Source organism: Pseudosulfitobacter pseudonitzschiae, from assembly GCF_002222635.1.
Classification (GTDB): domain Bacteria; phylum Pseudomonadota; class Alphaproteobacteria; order Rhodobacterales; family Rhodobacteraceae; genus Pseudosulfitobacter; species Pseudosulfitobacter pseudonitzschiae_A.
The window spans coordinates 3,250,372-3,263,358 of sequence record NZ_CP022415.1 but is presented as its reverse complement, the minus strand read 5'-3'; the positions used below and the strand labels follow the sequence as shown (position 1 = coordinate 3,263,358).

General features: G+C 58.9%; 14 protein-coding genes. 7 read left to right on the top strand and 7 right to left on the bottom strand.

The features are described from left to right. Positions 1 to 40 precede the first annotated feature (40 nt). The gene (dapD, locus tag SULPSESMR1_RS16070; protein WP_089422368.1) at positions 41 to 868 is read right to left on the bottom strand and encodes a 2,3,4,5-tetrahydropyridine-2,6-dicarboxylate N-succinyltransferase; all 828 of its coding nucleotides are present in this window, start codon (positions 866 to 868) and stop codon (positions 41 to 43) included. A gap of 151 nt (positions 869 to 1,019) precedes the next feature. Between dapD and SULPSESMR1_RS16065 the strand changes: the two genes are divergently transcribed. Genes SULPSESMR1_RS16065 through SULPSESMR1_RS16055 form a run of 3 tightly spaced genes read left to right on the top strand, consistent with a single transcriptional unit; the run spans position 1,020 to position 2,647 of the window. Then, the gene (locus SULPSESMR1_RS16065; protein WP_089421779.1) at positions 1,020 to 1,862 is read left to right on the top strand and encodes a TIGR00730 family Rossman fold protein; all 843 of its coding nucleotides are present in this window, start codon (positions 1,020 to 1,022) and stop codon (positions 1,860 to 1,862) included. A gap of 59 nt (positions 1,863 to 1,921) precedes the next feature. Next, entirely contained in the window at positions 1,922 to 2,287 is a 366-nt protein-coding gene (locus tag SULPSESMR1_RS16060; protein ID WP_089422367.1) for a DUF883 family protein, read from the top strand. A 3-nt stretch (positions 2,288 to 2,290) separates the two neighbouring features. After that, positions 2,291 to 2,647, top strand: a complete 357-nt coding sequence (locus SULPSESMR1_RS16055; RefSeq protein ID WP_089421778.1) for a phage holin family protein — start codon at positions 2,291 to 2,293, stop codon at positions 2,645 to 2,647. 16 nt (positions 2,648 to 2,663) lie between these two features. Here the strand turns inward: SULPSESMR1_RS16055 and SULPSESMR1_RS16050 are convergent, their stop codons facing one another. From SULPSESMR1_RS16050 to SULPSESMR1_RS16040, 3 genes are all read right to left on the bottom strand, one after another. Continuing rightward, a complete protein-coding gene (locus SULPSESMR1_RS16050; protein ID WP_089421777.1) occupies positions 2,664 to 2,876 on the bottom strand; it encodes a hypothetical protein in 213 nt (70 codons plus the stop codon). Between the two features lie 125 nt (positions 2,877 to 3,001). Continuing rightward, the gene (gene rlmN, locus SULPSESMR1_RS16045; RefSeq protein ID WP_089421776.1) at positions 3,002 to 4,180 is read right to left on the bottom strand and encodes a 23S rRNA (adenine(2503)-C(2))-methyltransferase RlmN; all 1,179 of its coding nucleotides are present in this window, start codon (positions 4,178 to 4,180) and stop codon (positions 3,002 to 3,004) included. 86 nt (positions 4,181 to 4,266) lie between these two features. After that, entirely contained in the window at positions 4,267 to 4,800 is a 534-nt protein-coding gene (locus SULPSESMR1_RS16040) for an invasion associated locus B family protein (protein ID WP_089422366.1), read from the bottom strand. A gap of 185 nt (positions 4,801 to 4,985) precedes the next feature. Here SULPSESMR1_RS16040 and SULPSESMR1_RS16035 point away from each other — a divergent pair, with 185 nt between their 5' ends. Then, positions 4,986 to 5,966 (top strand): asparaginase, encoded by a 981-nt coding sequence (locus SULPSESMR1_RS16035; protein WP_089421775.1) that lies wholly within the window; start codon positions 4,986 to 4,988, stop codon positions 5,964 to 5,966. Here SULPSESMR1_RS16035 and serB read toward each other — a convergent pair. After that, on the bottom strand, positions 5,963 to 6,835 hold the full coding sequence (gene serB, locus SULPSESMR1_RS16030) for a phosphoserine phosphatase SerB (protein ID WP_089422365.1): 873 nt from the start codon (positions 6,833 to 6,835) through the stop codon (positions 5,963 to 5,965). The two genes, SULPSESMR1_RS16035 and serB, sit on opposite strands and share 4 nt — an antisense overlap. A gap of 151 nt (positions 6,836 to 6,986) precedes the next feature. Here serB and SULPSESMR1_RS16025 point away from each other — a divergent pair, with 151 nt between their 5' ends. The 3 genes from SULPSESMR1_RS16025 to SULPSESMR1_RS16015 all read left to right on the top strand — a co-directional run bounded on the left by SULPSESMR1_RS16025 (position 6,987) and on the right by SULPSESMR1_RS16015 (position 10,714). Then, complete coding sequence (locus SULPSESMR1_RS16025; protein ID WP_089421774.1) at positions 6,987 to 8,126, top strand: phosphoserine transaminase; 1,140 nt, start codon at positions 6,987 to 6,989, stop codon at positions 8,124 to 8,126. A gap of 92 nt (positions 8,127 to 8,218) precedes the next feature. Beyond that, complete coding sequence (gene serA / locus SULPSESMR1_RS16020) at positions 8,219 to 9,814, top strand: phosphoglycerate dehydrogenase (protein WP_089421773.1); 1,596 nt, start codon at positions 8,219 to 8,221, stop codon at positions 9,812 to 9,814. 171 nt (positions 9,815 to 9,985) lie between these two features. Continuing rightward, positions 9,986 to 10,714, top strand: a complete 729-nt coding sequence (locus tag SULPSESMR1_RS16015; RefSeq protein ID WP_089421772.1) for a metallophosphoesterase family protein — start codon at positions 9,986 to 9,988, stop codon at positions 10,712 to 10,714. A 9-nt stretch (positions 10,715 to 10,723) separates the two neighbouring features. Here SULPSESMR1_RS16015 and tdh read toward each other — a convergent pair whose 3' ends face one another. Both tdh and SULPSESMR1_RS16005 read right to left on the bottom strand, forming a co-directional pair. After that, the gene (gene tdh / locus SULPSESMR1_RS16010; RefSeq protein WP_089421771.1) at positions 10,724 to 11,764 is read right to left on the bottom strand and encodes an L-threonine 3-dehydrogenase; all 1,041 of its coding nucleotides are present in this window, start codon (positions 11,762 to 11,764) and stop codon (positions 10,724 to 10,726) included. Next, the gene (locus SULPSESMR1_RS16005; RefSeq protein ID WP_089421770.1) at positions 11,764 to 12,948 is read right to left on the bottom strand and encodes a glycine C-acetyltransferase; all 1,185 of its coding nucleotides are present in this window, start codon (positions 12,946 to 12,948) and stop codon (positions 11,764 to 11,766) included. Before SULPSESMR1_RS16005 ends, tdh begins: the two co-directional genes overlap by 1 nt. Positions 12,949 to 12,987 lie beyond the last annotated feature (39 nt).

Below are 12,987 nucleotides of genomic sequence, written 5' to 3'. Positions count from 1 at the left end.
TATGTTAAAGAGACAACTGGCAAAGGCGCATTTGGTTCCGTCAGTCGCGCAGCAGTTCGTTAATCGAGGTTTTAGAGCGTGTCTTGGCATCGACCTTTTTGACGATCACAGCGCAATATAGGCTGACATTGTTCTTCGACGGCAAGGTACCCGCCACAACAACCGAACCCGCAGGCACTTCACCATAGGTGACTTCACCGGTTTCGCGATCAACGATCTTGGTTGACTGGCCGATGAATACGCCCATGCCCAGAACCGACCCTTCACGCACGATGCAGCCTTCGACAACTTCGGAACGCGCGCCGATAAAGCAGTTGTCTTCGATGATGGTCGGACCCGCTTGCATCGGTTCCAGAACACCACCAATGCCGACGCCACCGGACAGGTGCACGTTCTTGCCGATCTGCGCACAGCTGCCCACGGTGGCCCACGTGTCAACCATCGTGCCTTCGTCAACATAGGCACCAAGGTTCACAAAGGATGGCATCAGCACCACACCAGGCGCGATAAAGGCGGACTTGCGGACCACGCAGTTGGGTACGGCGCGAAAGCCTGCTGCTTTCCACTGGTTGTCGCCCCAGCCTTTGAACTTGCTGTCGACCTTGTCCCACCAGCCGCCGCCTTGGGGGCCGCCGTCCTGTTGTTCCATGTCCTTGATCCGAAAGCCCAACAGAACCGCCTTTTTGGCCCACTGGTTCACATGCCACGTTCCGTCGGCCTGTTTTTCCGCGACGCGCAGCTTGCCGCTGTCCAGCGCGTTCAGCGTGTCTTCGATGGCGTCGCGGGTTTCACCTGTGGTGGCAGAGGTGATGCTGTCGCGTTCTTCCCATGCGGCTTCGATAGAGGATTCAAGTTGGGCGTTGGACATGGTGTAAATTCCAGAGTTGGGGCGTTTCAGCCCCTTTACCGTCTGACGCCCTGCCGCGCAATGCGCAGGGGAAAACCAGCCTGCCCAATATCGCGTGGTCAATGTCGCCAAACCCATGCATGTTGCCCCCAACACCACACCGGAGACACCTATGACCGAAACCGCACGTCATCCGCTGCGCCACGCTGGCGCCGACCGCTCCAAGGCGAAAGAAGTACCTGATACACCGCAAACGCGCTCGTCCGCCTATCATCTGGCCTTTACCGACGACGATTTCCTGTGTCGGGAAGAATTGCGCCCCGTCCGGTTGCAGCTTGAACTAATGAAACCCACGCTGATGCTGGACGAACAGGGGATCAAGTCCACCATCGTTCTGTTTGGCGGCGCGCGCATTCCCGCCCCTGCCAAAAAGGACAATGCCCGCACCAGGACGCTGGCCGATCTGTCGCATTTCTACGATGTCGCCCAAGAATTCGCACATCAGATGACGCGCAAGTCGATGGACGATAACGGACAGGAAAACGTCATTGTCACCGGCGGTGGCCCCGGTGTGATGGAAGCGGGCAACCGTGGCGCGATGGAGGCGGGCGGCAAATCAATCGGCCTGAATATCGTGCTCCCGCACGAACAGGCCCCGAATGAATACGTCACACCCGAACTGTGTTTCAACTTTCATTACTTTGCCATTCGCAAAATGCATTTCCTGATGCGGGCCCGCGCGATCTGTGTGTTTCCGGGCGGGTTCGGCACGATGGACGAAATGTTCGAAGCGCTGACACTGATCCAGACCGGCCGCATGGAGCGCGTGCCCTTCTTGCTGTTCGGCCGTGCCTTTTGGGAAAAAATTATCAACTGGGACGCGCTGGCCGATGCGGGCACCATCTCGGCGCAGGATTTGGACCTGTTCCGATTTGTCGAAACCGCAGACGAGGCGGTGAAAGTGATCGACAACTGGGAAACCACCCTACCCCGCGATTCAATACCCGGTCGCTAGATGGAACATGCTGTGGGGGCTGCGCGTTGTGCCGCAGAAATGAAATTCAGGAGACAATGATGGCTAGCCCCGCAGCATCGACCAAAAACAAAACAGCAGACACGTCAGACGTGTCCGCACAGCTTGAACTGATCAAATCGGATATTGCACAGTTGACCTCGCTTCTGGGTCAACTGACAGCCCACAAAAGGGACGAAGCGTCGGCGCGGGTTAAGCAATCCGTGTCGGACCTGAAAAATTCGGCCTCGGATCAGGCAACCTATGCGCGCGCGCGCGCCAACGAAGCCAGCGATCACGTTCAGGAACTGGCCGAAGAATATTATGGTCAGGCAGAAGAGGCTGTGCGCAAACAGCCGGTCATGGCTGTCGGCATTGCCGCTGGCTTGGGCTTTCTTGTGGGTCTGATGACCTCGCGCCGGAACTAAAGCATGTTTTTGGGACTGCGTTACCGCATCCACAAAGCCGTCCAGCGTTACGCGCTGGGCGGTCTGGGTGGTTTGATGGCCCTGATTGGCCTTGGGTTCCTGTGCGCTGCTGGCTTCATGCTGTTGCTGACAGTCACCGACCCAATCACAGCCTGTGCCATCGTCGGCTGCGCCTTTCTCGGCGCCGGCCTGATCTTGATGTTTTTAGCCCGCAAACCCCGCGTGCCGGTATCCAAACCCACCCTAGAGGCTACACTGGGCGTTCAAGCAGGAGCGCCGGGCACAAGCGTCATGATACCGCTGGCCGTCGCATTTGCCCAAGGGATTGCCCAAGGCATCGCAGCAGGCCGCCGCCGCTAAGAATGCGGACGGACCATCAGGCTGCGAGCTCGGGCGGAAGCGTGCAGACCGGAACATGGTGTGGCAGGGTTTCAACAATCTGGCCATGCTGCGTATCACGGATACCATAGCCGTAACCGGCAATCCGGTGCTGCCACTCGCGTTTGGACAATGCTTTTGCGCGTTCCTGTTTGATCAGATCAAGAATCTGCGCAGCAACCAGTACATCTGTCTTTGTAAATTTCGACATTATAATTCTCCTGAACTTGCTTAATTGCAGGTTCAGGATGGCCGCACTTATCGGCGTCAATCGTACACAATCAGGATTTCTTCGGGGCAACCGTGTCCGTCATAGACACAAATACCCCCAGAAGTTTAGTTCAGCCCGGTTTCTGCCGCAATTTCGCGCCGCGACTTGCGCGCCCGTTCGGTTGCCGACTTCAACTGACCACAGGCCGCCATGATGTCTTCGCCCCGCGGTTTACGCACGGGGCTGGCATAGCCAGCCTTGTAAACAATCTCGGAAAACGCACGAATCCGGTTGTTCGACGACCGTTTATAGGGTGCGCCGGGCCATTCATTGAACGGGATCAAATTGATCTTGGCCGGAATGCCCCGGATCAGTTCAATCAACCGATAGGCGTCTTCATCACTGTCGTTCACACCGTCCAGCATGACATATTCAAACGTGATCCGTTCCGAATTGCTGACCTTGGGATAGGTGCGCAACACATCAAGAAGTGCCGCGATGTTCCAGCGTTTGTTGATCGGCACCAGCTTGTTGCGCACCTCGTCAGTGGTGGCATGGAACGAAACAGCCAGTTGGCAGCCGATTTCTTCTGCGGTTCGGGCAATCTCGGGAACCACACCCGACGTCGACAATGTGATACGGCGGCGCGACAACTGGATGCCCTCGGGGTCCATCGCGATTTTCATCGCGTCGCGCACGTTTTCAAAATTATACAGCGGCTCGCCCATGCCCATCAGAACGATGTTCGACAGCAAACGGGCGTCTTCAGTGCGTTTGCCATGTTCGGGCCATTCGTCCAGATCATCGCGGGCCATCATCACCTGACCGATGATTTCACCTGCTGTCAGATTGCGTACCAGTTTTTGCGTGCCGGTGTGACAGAACGAACAGGTCAGCGTGCATCCGACTTGGGACGAAATGCACAACGTGCCACGCCCTTCTTCGGGGATATAGACCACCTCGACCTCGTGACCGCCCGCAATGCGCACCAGCCATTTGCGGGTGCCGTCGGTGCTGACCTGTTTGGAAACAACCTCGGGGATTTCGATCACAAACGCCTCGGCCAATTCGGCACGAAAGGCTTTGCTGAGGTTCGTCATCGCATCAAAGTCGCGCACGCCCCACTGGTAAATCCATTGCCAGATTTGCCCGACGCGCATCTTGGCCTGCTTTTCCGGCGTACCAAGGGCGATCAGGGCATCACGCATCGCGGGGCGCGTCATTCCCACAAGGTTCACGGGCCCCGCAGGCAGCTTGCGTGGAAGGGTCATAACATCTTGGGTAATCGGCGCATCGGCAGACATCGGGCAACTCCGCAGTTCGGGTGATGCGCCTCTATATAGGAAAGCGGGGCAGGATCAAAAGGATTCGCCCCGCGAACCGGACGCGGTCAACCGCCGCAGCGGCCTTCGGCTTCTTCCACTGCGGCCGTAAAGCCCAACAGCGAAAATGTGTCTTTGGTGGTCGTGCCCCGTCCGGACACGCCAGTAACAACCGCATCGGCCCCGCGTTTCATTGCCGTGACAATCTTGCCGTCATCAGCCGCAGTCGCAGGCCAAGCCCACTCGCCGTCGGTGAACAGTTCGAATTCGTTGCCACTGATGTTCAGGTTAACCGTGCTGCCGCTGGCAAAAGGATAACCGCCGGTAAAGGCAACCTGCCCCTTGGCCTCGGCGCTGGGGCGATAGAACACCATCAACAGAATCTGGCTGCGGGTCGCGGCGACCACGCGTCCGTCACGGGTGTTCACGGTTTCCTTCGGGGTTGACACGCTCCAGCATTCGGTCGGGTTGTCTTCGACAAAGACACTCCAGTCGGTTTTGGCTGCAACACGGTTGGTGCTTTGATCTTGCGCGGCGGCAGACTGTACAGCCAATGTAAATGCCAGTCCGGCCATGCCCAAAGCACCCGCCGTTGTTTTCATAAATCCCATCTGTCCAGCCTCCAGACTGTCCTTAGCCTCAATACGCAGGGCATTGCCGGTCACCCCTTGGTCGGGGCCTTCTCTTGCAACTGCCTCAAATCTTCTCGACAAGAAACATATTAACGCGAAAACCGCGACCCACGAAACCTAAATTGGCAGGAAATCGCCAAGTTGTGAGGTGAACTATGACAAATCCTGTTGCAATGGCCGAAGTCTGGCGTGACCCGTTTCTGGAAAGCGTGCATCACGGGCACGCGGTTGTCTGCGATGACACCGGCCAGATCGTTCAAACGTGGGGTGATCCGCACAAGATGATCCTGCCCCGATCGTCGGCCAAGATGATTCAAGCGCTGCCGCTGATCGAAAGCGGTGCGGCGGATGCCTATGGCCTTGGGACAGAACATCTGGCACTGGCCTGCGCGTCGCATAACGGTGCCGCGATTCACACGGATCGGGTGACAAAATGGCTGGATTACTTGGGCTTGAACGACAGCGATTTCCGCTGCGGCCCGCAGGAACCCGACGACCGCGACGCGCGCAATGCGCTGATCCGCGCCCATGAAAGCCCCTGCCAGATGCACAACAACTGCTCGGGCAAGCACAGCGGCTTTCTGACGCTAAACAAACATCTGGGCACGGGCCCCGACTATGTTGATCCCGACCACGCGGTGCAGCGCGCCTGCCTTGAGGCGTTCGAGCGTGTCACCGGCGAATCAAGTCCCGGATTCGGTATTGACGGATGCAGCGCGCCGAATTTTGCCACCAGCCTGCACGGTATGGCCCGCGCCATGTCCCATTTCGCTGCCGCGCCCACAGGCAGTGCCGAAGAACGGTTGCGCAGCGCCATGATGCTGCACCCCGATCTGGTGGCTGGCGAAGGTCGGGCCTGTACCAACCTGATGCGTGCGATGGGCGGCAAGGTGGCGATCAAGACCGGGGCCGAGGCGTTCTTTATCGCCATCATCCCCGAGCTGAAGATGGGCGTGGCGCTGAAAATCGACGATGGCGGCACCCGCGCCGCCGAGTGCGCCATTGCCGCAATTCTGGTCAAGCTGGGCGTGCTGGAACCAGATCACCCCGAAACGCTGAAATACCTGAACGCGCCGATCCGCAACCGGCGTGATCTGGTGACAGGTGCCGTGCGCGCGGCACCTGCGCTGGTCTAAACAAACTCGGACCGCGCATAGCCTTGGACGAACAGCAGCGCCGTCAAGTCGCTGTGGTTGATCCGCACATCGCATTCGGCAGCAACCACCGGCTTGGCGTGCAGCGCCACGCCGGTGCCTGCGCGGTGCAACATGCCCAGATCGTTGGCGCCGTCGCCCACGGCGATCACATCGGCCTCGGAAATGCCCAGCCGTGCAGTGATCTGTTCCAGCGCGTCGACCTTGGCCTGCTTGCCCAAGATTGGCTCGCCCACGGTGCCCGTCAGTTTGCCACCTTCGACGGTCAGCGTGTTGGCACGGTTCTCGTCAAAGCCCAAATGCGCCGCAACAGCGCCGGTAAAGGCTGTGAAACCGCCCGATACCAACGCCGCGTGGCCACCGTTCGCCTTCATCGTGGCCAACAATGTCGCACCACCGGGCATATAGGTGATGCGTTCGGCCAGAACCTGATCAATCACGGCGGCATCCAGCCCTTTCAACAAGCCAACGCGTTCACGCAGGGCCGCTTCGAAATCCAGTTCGCCGTTCATCGCGCGGGCGGTAATGTCCTTCACAAAATCACCAACGCCAGCGGCATCGGCCAGCTCGTCGATGCATTCCTGCTGGATCATCGTGCTGTCCATATCGGCCAGCAACATCTTTTTGCGTCGCCCTTCGGCGGGCTGGATTACCAGATCGACGCCCAGCTTTTGCACGTCGGACCAGACATCCCATCGGTTGTCGGGCATCTGCGCCAACGTGAATTCCGCCGCCTCGTCCGGCGACAACCAGTCCACCGCACCGCCGCCCCAGGCATTGCGCAACGCCTCGGCCAGTCCGGGTTGCAGCGCGCCACGGGTCGCGATCAGCGTACAGATAAAAGTTTCCATGTTTCCGATCCGCTCCATCCATGTCGCAAAAAGCTGTTCAAGCGGCGCTATAGTCGCGTTTTCCCCATTGCGCCACCCACCAGACGCCCTTAGACGCGTCGGTGGGACACCCTTCCCCAACGAAGGGCGATTATCTGTGAGGATACCAGCAATGGCTATTGACCAACCGGCAACGCGGCCGGCCAACCCGCGTTTTTCTTCCGGCCCCTGTGCCAAACCCCCCGTATTCAATCTGAACAACCTGTCCGACGCGCCTTTGGGCCGTTCGCACCGTGCAGCCGTTGGCAAAGCCAAGCTGTTGAAGGCAATTGAGGACACCCGCGAGATTCTCGGCGTGCCTGCCGACTACCGCATCGGCATCGTTCCCGCATCCGACACCGGCGCCTTTGAAATGGCGATGTGGTCGCTGCTGGGTGAACGCCCTGCCCAGATGGTCGCTTGGGAGAGCTTTGGCGCAGGCTGGGTCACTGATGTGGTCAAACAGCTGAAAATCGACGCCACCACCCACACCGCCGAATACGGCGAGATCGTGGATATGGCCGCGCTGAACTACGACAACGACGTCTGCTTTACATGGAACGGCACCACCTCGGGCGTGCGTATGCCAAACGGCGATGCAATCCCCGCAGACCGTGCGGGCCTGACCCTATGCGACGCGACCAGCGCCGCATTCGCGATGGACCTGCCATGGGACAAACTGGATGTGACCACGTTCAGCTGGCAAAAGGTGCTGGGCGGCGAAGCGGCGCACGGCATGCTGATCCTCAGCCCCCGCGCCGTGGAACGTCTGGAAAGCTATACACCCGCTTGGCCCCTGCCGAAAATCTTTCGCATGACCAAAGGCGGCAAGCTGATCGAGGGTATCTTCAAGGGTGAAACCATCAACACCCCGTCGATGCTGTGCGTCGAGGATTACCTGCAAGCGCTCGAATGGGCGCGCACCGTTGGCGGCTTGAAGGGTTTGATCGCACGGGCCGATGCAAACACCAAAGCCATCGCCGATTTCGTCGACACGCACGACTGGATCGAATTTCTGGCCGCTGATCCCGCGATCCGCTCGAACACATCCGTCTGCCTGAAATTCAACGATGCCCGCATCACCGACGGCGCTGCCTTTGCCAAGGCTGTGGCGAGCCGGCTGGCCGACGCTGACGTGGCGCTGGACATCGGCGCCTATCGCGATGCACCTGCCGGCCTGCGCATCTGGTGCGGTGGTACAGTCGAAACTGCGGACATCGACGCGATGCTGCCCTGGCTGGAATGGGCCTTCGAGACTGAAATCAACGCATAATCCAGACGGGGTGACCACGAACCCATTTGCCCGACAGGCAAAGTACGGTCGCCCCGTCATATCCCCCGTTTATTCAATGAAGGACCACTGACATGGCTCCCAAGGTACTTATCTCCGACAAACTCAGCGACGCAGCTGTGCAAATCTTCAAAGACCGCGGCATCGAGGTCGATTTCCAGCCCGATCTGGGCAAGGATAAAGACAAGCTGGCCGAAGTGATCGGCAAATATGATGGTCTGGCAATCCGCTCGGCCACCAAGGTGACCGAAAAAATCCTTGCTGCTGCCGACAACCTGAAAGTCGTCGGGCGCGCCGGTATCGGCACCGACAACGTCGACAAGGACGCGGCATCGAAAAAGGGCGTGATCGTGATGAACACGCCGTTTGGCAACATGATCACAACCGCAGAACACGCCATCGCGATGATGTTCGCCGTTGCCCGCCAAATTCCTGAAGCATCGGCATCGACGCACGCGGGCAAATGGGAAAAGTCCAAGTTCATGGGTGTCGAGCTGACCGGCAAAACGCTGGGTGTTATCGGTGCGGGCAACATCGGTGGCATCGTCTGCGACCGTGCACGTGGACTGAAAATGAAAGTCGTGGCCTACGATCCCTACTTGAGCAACAAAAAAGCCGACAATATGGGTGTTGAAAAGGTCGAGTTAGACGAGCTGCTGGCGCGTGCCGATTTCATCACGCTGCATGTTCCCTATACCGAATCGACGGCCAACATCCTGTCGCGCGAAAATCTGGCCAAGACCAAGAAGGGCGTGCGCATCATCAACTGTGCCCGCGGTGGTCTGGTGGACGAAGAAGCTCTGGCCGACGCCCTGAAATCGGGTCATGTCGCCGGTGCCGCCTTTGACGTGTTCAAGGTCGAGCCTGCAACGGAAAACCCGCTGTTCAACCTGCCCAACGTCGTCTGCACCCCACATTTGGGGGCTGCGACATCCGAGGCACAGGAAAACGTGGCGCTGCAAGTGGCCGAGCAGATGGCAAATTATCTGCTGACCGGCGCAGTTGAAAACGCACTGAACATGCCATCGGTCACGGCAGAAGAGGCAAAGGTAATGGGTCCATGGCTGACGCTGGCCGGACATCTGGGGTCGTTCATCGGCCAGATGACCGACGAGCCGATCCGCGCGATCAACATCCTGTACGACGGCTCTGTCGGGTCGATGAACCTTGACGCGCTGAACTGTGGCGTTGTCGCGGGTATCATGAAACGCGCCAACCCCGATGTGAACATGGTTTCGGCCCCTGTGGTTGCCCGTGAAAAAGGCATCCAGATCAGCACCACCAATCAGGACAAATCGGGCGTCTTCGACGGCTATGTCAAAGTGACAGTGGTGACCGCCAAACGCGAGCGTTCGGTGGCTGGTACAGTGTTCAGCGACGGCAAGCCGCGCTTTATCCAGATCAAAGGCATCAATATCGACGCCGAGATCGGCCAGCACATGTTGTACACCACCAACAACGACGTTCCGGGGATCATTGGCCTGTTGGGCAACACAATGGGCAAGAACGGCGTGAACATCGCCAACTTTACCCTTGGCCGCAACGAAGCGGGCGGCGAGGCGATTGCCCTGCTCTATATCGACGACGCGCTGCCCCACGACGTTCTGAAAACGCTGGAAGGCACCGGTATGTTTAATCAGGTCAAACCGCTGGAATTCATGGTTTCCTGACGCACAAATTTTTGGCGGCCTTGCACGGACAGGGCCGCCAAATGCTGCTTCGACCTGAAAGAGACACGCAACTTTGCCGATCCGGTACGAGGCATGCGCCGGTCTCTTGCACCCTTGGACTGCCCCGCCTATTCCACCCTTGAACGCATTTCACAGCCTCAAGGATTTCCCATGACCCAGCCCATCTATGCCGTCGGCGACATTCACGGACAATTGGGAGAGCTGACCCGCATCCTTGACCTGATCGAGGCGGATGGCGGCGCTGATGCACGTGTTGTGTTTGTGGGCGACTATATCGACCGTGGTGCAGACAGCTGTGCCGTGCTTGATACTCTGATCGCGGGCCGTGACGCAGGCCGCGACTGGACCTTTTTGCTGGGCAACCACGACCGCATGTTCGATTGGTGGATGCAGGATTATCCCCGCCAAGAGGCCTATTTACCGGTCGAATTGTACTGGCTGCACCCGCGTCTGGGCGGTGACACGACGCTGGCGTCTTATGGCATCGAATTCACAGTCAAAAACCGTCAGACCGCAGTTCACGCCGAAGCGCTTGAATCCGTTCCGCAGGCGCACCTGGACTTCATCGCGCAGTGCAAGCTGAGCCACGAGACGGAAGACCTGTTTTTTTGCCACGCAGGCATCCGTCCCGATGTGCCGCTTGACCAGCAAACCGAACACGACCTGATCTGGATTCGTGACGAGTTTCACAAGGTCACGACCCCACATCCCAAACTAATCGTGCATGGCCACACGCCCGTTGACGTGGCCACCCATTACGGCAACCGCGTCAATCTGGATACGGGTGCCGGATATGGCAAACCGATGACCGCCGCTGTATTCGAGGGGCGCACATGCTGGACTTTGACAGCCGATGGACGCGTGCCACTTACGCCCTGATCCGGTCTTTTACGTCCAGTCCAGAACGACCTTGCCGCTTTGTCCCGATTTCATTGCGGCAAAGCCAGCCTTGAAGTCGTCCACATGAAACCGGTGCGTAATCACCCGGGACACGTCCAGACCGTTTTCCAGCATTGCAATCATCTTGTACCAAGTCTCGAAGATCTCGCGGCCATAAACGCCCTTGATGGTGATCGCCTTGAACACGATCCGGCTCCAATCGACGGGGCTTTTGCCCGGCGGGATGCCCAGCATGGCGATCCGCCCGCCCATCGTCATCGCTTCGACCATCTGGTCCAGCGCCTGCTGGTTGCCCGACATTTCCATACCCACGTCAAAGCCCTGTTTCATCTTCAGACGCGGGATCACATCCTGCAACGACTCTTGCGTCACATTCACCGGCACCACATCGGCCACCTGCGACGCCAGCGCCAACCTGTCGGGGTTCACATCCGTGATCACCACATGACGCGCCCCCGCGTGACGGGCCACGGCAGCGGCCATGATCCCGATGGGGCCGGCCCCCGTAATCAACACATCCTCGCCGATCAGATCAAAGCTCAGCGCGGTGTGAACCGCGTTGCCCAACGGATCAAGGATCGCACCGATATCGTCGCTGATTTCGTCGGGCAGCGGCACCACGTTAAACGCAGGCAGCCGCAGGTATTGGGCAAAAGCGCCCTGTTCATTCACACCGATGCCGCGTGTCGCCGGATCAAGATGGAATTTCCCCGCGCGGCTCTGGCGGCTTTGGGTGCCGATCAAGTGCCCCTCGCCACTACAGCGCTGGCCCAATTCCAACCCTTGCACATCGCGTCCGATCTCGACGATCTCGCCTGCAAATTCGTGACCGGTGATCATCGGCACCGGCACGGTTTTCTGCGCCCAGTCGTCCCAGTTCCAGATGTGAATATCGGTGCCGCAAATGCCGGTTTTGTTGATCTTGATCAGCACATCATCGGGCCCGATCTCGGGCACCGGCGCGTTCACCATCCACAGCCCTTCGCGGGCGTGCAGTTTAGACAGGGCTTTCATTTCATTGGACTTCATCAGATCACACCACAGGCTTTGCCTGCCCTTTCGAAGGCTGCCAGCGCCTGATCCAGATCGGCGCGGGTCAGGGCTGCGTTCATCTGGGTGCGAATGCGGGCCTGACCGCGCGGCACCACTGGAAAGAAAAACCCCGAGACATAGACCCCTTCATCATAGAGTTTCGTTGCCATATCCTGCGCCAGTTGCGCCTCGCCCAGCATCACGGGAATGATCGGGTGTTCGCCCGCCAGCAGATCAAAGCCGAGGCTTTCCAGACCGTCGCGCCAGTATTTAGCGTTTTCGAACAGTTGCGCGCGCAGAGCATCGCCCTCCTCGACCAGGCGCAGCGCCTCGATCCCTGCGGCGACGATCGCAGGCGGCAAGGCGTTCGAAAACAGATAGGGCCGCGCGCGTTGGCGCAGCAGGTCGATGACCGGTTGCGGACCTGCAATATAGCCACCGATCGCGCCACCCAGCGCTTTGCCCAGCGTGCCGGTCAGAATGTCGACATCAACACCGAAATGCGACGGGGTGCCCGCGCCCTTCGGCCCCATAAATCCGGTGGCGTGGCAGTCGTCGACCATGACCAAAGCGCCATAGGCCTCGGCCAGTTTAGTGATCCCGGGCAGGTTCGCCAAATACCCGTCCATGCTGAACACGCCATCAGTCGCAATCATGATGAACCGTGCGCCGTCGGCCTTGGCCTGTTTCAACTGCGCCTCAAGGTCGGCCATGTCGCTGTTGGCATAGCGATAGCGTTTGGCCTTGCACAGACGGATGCCGTCGATAATCGACGCGTGGTTCAGCGCATCCGAAATGATTGCGTCCTCGGGGCCAAGAAGCGGCTCGAACAGACCGCCATTGGCGTCGAAACAAGCGGCAAACAGGATCGAATCGTCCTTGCCCAGAAACGCCGCCAGTTTTTGTTCCAGCGTGCGGTGCATGTCCTGCGTGCCGCAAATGAACCGAACCGACGCCATGCCAAAGCCCTTGGGCTGCATCGTATCACAGGCCGTGCGGATCAGATCGGGGTGGTTGGCCAGCCCAAGGTAGTTGTTGGCACACAGATTGATCATCTCGCGGCCCGCGACCTGAATTTTACCACCCTGAGGCGAGGTGATCAAACGTTCGACCTTGGTCAATCCCTCGGCATCAATCTGGGCCAAGGTGTCGGTGATGTAGGAAAGAAATGCTTGGGTCATGGACGGCTCCTGTTTGCCATCACTTCTAGCATACCGGAA

Coding starts and splice junctions, on each gene's coding strand:
- dapD (WP_089422368.1), bottom strand. CDS start 868: ATGTCCAACGCCCAACTTGAATCCTCTATCGAAGCCGCATGGGAAGAA.
- SULPSESMR1_RS16065 (WP_089421779.1), top strand. CDS start 1,020: ATGACCGAAACCGCACGTCATCCGCTGCGCCACGCTGGCGCCGACCGC.
- SULPSESMR1_RS16060 (WP_089422367.1), top strand. CDS start 1,922: ATGGCTAGCCCCGCAGCATCGACCAAAAACAAAACAGCAGACACGTCA.
- SULPSESMR1_RS16055 (WP_089421778.1), top strand. CDS start 2,291: ATGTTTTTGGGACTGCGTTACCGCATCCACAAAGCCGTCCAGCGTTAC.
- SULPSESMR1_RS16050 (WP_089421777.1), bottom strand. CDS start 2,876: ATGTCGAAATTTACAAAGACAGATGTACTGGTTGCTGCGCAGATTCTT.
- rlmN (WP_089421776.1), bottom strand. CDS start 4,180: ATGTCTGCCGATGCGCCGATTACCCAAGATGTTATGACCCTTCCACGC.
- SULPSESMR1_RS16040 (WP_089422366.1), bottom strand. CDS start 4,800: ATGAAAACAACGGCGGGTGCTTTGGGCATGGCCGGACTGGCATTTACA.
- SULPSESMR1_RS16035 (WP_089421775.1), top strand. CDS start 4,986: ATGACAAATCCTGTTGCAATGGCCGAAGTCTGGCGTGACCCGTTTCTG.
- serB (WP_089422365.1), bottom strand. CDS start 6,835: ATGGAAACTTTTATCTGTACGCTGATCGCGACCCGTGGCGCGCTGCAA.
- SULPSESMR1_RS16025 (WP_089421774.1), top strand. CDS start 6,987: ATGGCTATTGACCAACCGGCAACGCGGCCGGCCAACCCGCGTTTTTCT.
- serA (WP_089421773.1), top strand. CDS start 8,219: ATGGCTCCCAAGGTACTTATCTCCGACAAACTCAGCGACGCAGCTGTG.
- SULPSESMR1_RS16015 (WP_089421772.1), top strand. CDS start 9,986: ATGACCCAGCCCATCTATGCCGTCGGCGACATTCACGGACAATTGGGA.
- tdh (WP_089421771.1), bottom strand. CDS start 11,764: ATGAAGTCCAATGAAATGAAAGCCCTGTCTAAACTGCACGCCCGCGAA.
- SULPSESMR1_RS16005 (WP_089421770.1), bottom strand. CDS start 12,948: ATGACCCAAGCATTTCTTTCCTACATCACCGACACCTTGGCCCAGATT.